The organism is Pseudomonas sp. FSL R10-2964, assembly GCF_009600035.1.
GTDB classification, from domain to species: domain Bacteria; phylum Pseudomonadota; class Gammaproteobacteria; order Pseudomonadales; family Pseudomonadaceae; genus Aquipseudomonas; species Aquipseudomonas bubulae.
On the sequence record NZ_WIWH01000075.1, the window covers coordinates 1 to 3,741 of the forward strand.

4 protein-coding genes are annotated in these 3,741 nt (G+C 47.6%); 2 read left to right on the plus strand and 2 right to left on the minus strand.

The features are described 5' to 3' along the window. Positions 1 to 575 (plus strand): hypothetical protein (locus tag GHN92_RS23385; protein WP_218580741.1); only part of this gene is annotated, 575 nt, incomplete at its 5' end. A 550-nt stretch (positions 576 to 1,125) separates the two neighbouring features. Continuing rightward, on the plus strand, positions 1,126 to 1,884 hold the full coding sequence (locus tag GHN92_RS23390; RefSeq protein ID WP_153381304.1) for a type III effector phosphothreonine lyase: 759 nt from the start codon (positions 1,126 to 1,128) through the stop codon (positions 1,882 to 1,884). A 181-nt stretch (positions 1,885 to 2,065) separates the two neighbouring features. Here the strand turns inward: GHN92_RS23390 and GHN92_RS23395 are convergent, their stop codons facing one another. Together GHN92_RS23395 and GHN92_RS23400 are read right to left on the minus strand one after the other, a co-directional pair. Then, positions 2,066 to 2,860, minus strand: a complete 795-nt coding sequence (locus tag GHN92_RS23395) for a DNA adenine methylase (protein WP_153381306.1) — start codon at positions 2,858 to 2,860, stop codon at positions 2,066 to 2,068. 279 nt (positions 2,861 to 3,139) lie between these two features. Then, complete coding sequence (locus GHN92_RS23400; protein ID WP_153381307.1) at positions 3,140 to 3,601, minus strand: hypothetical protein; 462 nt, start codon at positions 3,599 to 3,601, stop codon at positions 3,140 to 3,142. Positions 3,602 to 3,741: the final 140 nt, after the last annotated feature.

Sequence of the window (3,741 nt, forward strand, 5' to 3'; positions counted from 1 at the left end):
CTGAGTTCGGAATAGGACATAGGGGCAGCACCGTACCGGAAAGGTCAGGTGTTGCACTCAGTTTTCGCGGCCGCCCCGATTTGAAGATGAAAAGTTACTTTAAACGCAAGGCGAGAGCATTTTCCGTATCTCCAAATGAAGAATTTCTCATGGCCCTGGGCAGATCTTACCTGTCCCCAAGCACTAATTTTGTGGGGGAACTAGGTGCGTCGCTAGAGCTTACGAAAATGCTCTGCCACGAAACTGACGACTTCTGGACGCTACCAAGGCTCGAATGGCGAGCGGGTGCCGTAATCTTGGGATATATCCAAGAAATCACCGTTGACATGCACCAAAAAACAGCAACAGTGGGACACTTCGCCGTCGCCTCAGATTACACAGGAATGGGCTTTTCCAAGCGCATGGCGCACGGCTTCGCCAAGTTGCTTAAAGAGAACTACGGCGTAACCGAGATAATCTTCGACGAGCGCTCGCGCAAAGCTGAGTACGAGGTATTTTTTGAGCATATACTTAGGGCAGTGCGTGTTGGTACAGCGCCAAAACACACGTGGCGCTGGGTGTGGATTGAGCGCTGATGACCAGTACTCAGTTTCATGCTTAGCAATTGGCAAACTCCTTTGCACTACTCCTAAGCTAAACGCATTTTCGAATCCTCATCTGTTCTCTGAACTGTAGATAATCAGAACTATGCAGCTCTTGCCTGTGAGTCAGCCACTCTGGACGGTTGCTTCTGTCGATTACTGCCTATAGTTAACGCCTGCCATGTGCCAATAGTAACTCATCGTAACTGGCTGCAATCGGCCAGTTATTACCTTCGGACGTCCAAGGTACAGATTGAACGTAAGAAAACTCGGGTATTCAAAGCGAATTCAATTTCGATACTGGCACTATTGAAAATGTACGAAACCCGAATGTTACCTAAGGAGCACTTAGCGCTTTTGAACTCTTCCGAAGAGCCATAAAATTCATATAAAGCAAAACCGCAGCGCAAAAAATATATTTTTCTTCCATTTGCAAATATCACCTATGGCATTGCCAAATATACTACAATAATATGAGATCGCTACGTTGGCATTTTGCGCGCCTTCCGAAAGACCTACCTGCTAGAAAACCTGAAAATTCCGAATGCTATCCAACGATATCTATAGAGAAAAAATCGTGCCGAGCATTCGACCTAAATTATTCCTGAACACCCCTCCATTACAACCAACCGCTTCAGCCGAAATCAAACAAAAAACACCAACACAAGAATTTTTAAATTTGAATTTTGATAGTTTAAAAGCGCAAATCAAGAATATTCCTTCCTTCCATTTTCGGGAGGCTCCGCTCATCCAAGACTATTCAGCCATGCGGCAAAATGGATTCAGCTCAGTGCACAATGGGTTTATGCAAAACAATAGCGGTTTAGACGCATTCATGCATGCTAGTCGCCAGCAAGGTAAATGTGCAGGAGTATTTGACGGCGATAAATTTCACGTTAGTGTAAAAGATGTAGATGTTCCACGGACTATCAATGCATTGTCTTCGTTGTTATTTTCGGAAGATTGCCCATTTGACAAATGGAAAGTTACCGACATGGAAAGAGCGGAACCAAACGCGCGCGTGAGCAACGGAGCACAATTTACTCTATATGTAAAATCGGACACAGCAGACTCTCGATACACCGCAAGCACTCTGAAAAACATTCGTGATTTTCTAGAACTATTGGAGTCGGTGATAAGCGAACATAACATACAACCAGGACAACACACAGATTCTGACGTACGCCCCTCGCACTGGCAGTTCACCAGCTATCGAAATGAATTACGCAGTGACCGCGAAGGAAGTTATGCACAAAGCATCGCACTTCGAAAAGAACCATTCTTCCGACTAGTTACAGAATAGTCCATATAATTCTGTAGGCCGATGACGCGCCAAAAATACTATCTACAAAAAATAGTGAGGCGCGCCCGATCATTTCTAACTTTATCACCAAGCAAATTTGCTAAAGGTTTTTGGGGGTGGAGCGCAGCTATTACTACGCCTAGATCACTCTCCATACGGCAAAAAAAAACTTTAAGGATAGCTAGAACAGCCCTCCTAAAACCGCCGGCACCCAATTCATTATAATCAGCTCTCCCGTCATCTCAGCCTTCCCCTGACGCTGATTCGTGGTCGTGTACCGGATCTCGGTCGTCTCAAAATGAAACCCTTCAAACACCCGCCGAATGTCCGGGTGGTCGTTGATGCTGACCATCACCTTTCCTTTGCAGCGTCGTATAAAGTCAGCCATGCGCTCGTAGTTTTCAAACGGGAAATCCACGCCATAGCCAGCGGTCTGCCAGTAAGGTGGGTCCATGTAGTGGAAGGTGTGCGGCCGGTCGTAGCGCTCCGCGCACTCGAGCCAAGGCAGGTTTTCAACGTAGGTGCCGGACAAGCGCTGCCAGGCCGCAGATAGATTCTCTTCGATGCGCAGCAGGTTGATTGCGGGGGCCGTTGTCGCGGTACCGAAGCACTGCCCCGAAACCTTGCCGCCAAAGGCATGGCGCTGCAGGTAGAAGAATCGGGCGGCGCGCTGGATGTCGGTCAGCGTTTCCGGTCGGGGCATTTTTTGCCACTCGAAAATCTGTCGTGAGCTAAGAGCCCATTTGAACTGAAGCACGAATTCTTGCAGGTGGTTCTGTACCACGCGGTACAGGGTCATCAGGTCGCCGTTGATGTCGTTAAGCACTTCGCATGGCGCGGGCTGTGGGCGCAGGAAGTAGAGCGCCCCGCCGCCTGCGAAGACTTCGACGTAGCATTCGTGAGGTGGGAAAAGGGGAATAAGGCGGTCGGCCAGGCGGCGTTTACCGCCCATCCAAGGAATGATGGTTGAGGACATAATATGCAAGACCTTTACTGTATGGATAAACAGGTGCCAGGCTCGCTCGGCTTTGTACACAGAGCGGGAGCCTTGGCTGGTCTTGCAGGTAGAGACTGCGGGTTCGGTGGCCGGGCTGGATGTTGACGCATCCAGCTTCGGCCGTTCCTTTTACTTAGTTGCTAAGTTTTTTTCATCGTAACCCGCCAAGTTACGCTTAACTTAATTAGTAGTACCACGCTTTGCTAGTTATGATAATTAAACCGTTAGCATATTTTTTAAGTCACTCACACTCTCACGTCAACGACTCCCGCCAGCGCCCTCAGAATTCCTCCTAACAGTCAACTGCTCGACTTTCTGATTAATAAAAATATACAGATTTGACGAGAACATCCCAACAAAAATAGCTACGAGCGCTAATGTGTAGAAGTTACCCGGAGCCTGAAGAATCTGATCACTGGTAATAGCTTGCTTCTCTAAGTGTGGCGCGATAACTGCAATCAACACACCACTCTTAATACCTATCCACGAAAAGACAGCCATAAACCCAGATGAAACTATAAGGCCAAGCTGTTGCCCTGTGCTTATACCAGCGATCAAAACTCTTGCAGCCGCACCTAAAACGCCAAATACGAAAGGAACAAACAAAACAATTACAACATTCGTTGCTTTATTCAAGGTGCTAATCGTATCAGGCTCAAGATCTCCAATTGCCGGATTCGCCCAAGCTACCACTACAAAAAGAAAAACAGTGACGATCATAAGCCAAACGAACAAAAAATACTGTCTACGCTCAGTTTTTTTCTGATCTTTATGATCCGCGAGTCTGAATCGCCCCAGGTTTCCTAGACACTCTCCAGGCTCGCTGCGTAACGCTTTTCAAACTCTACCGGTGACAGCTG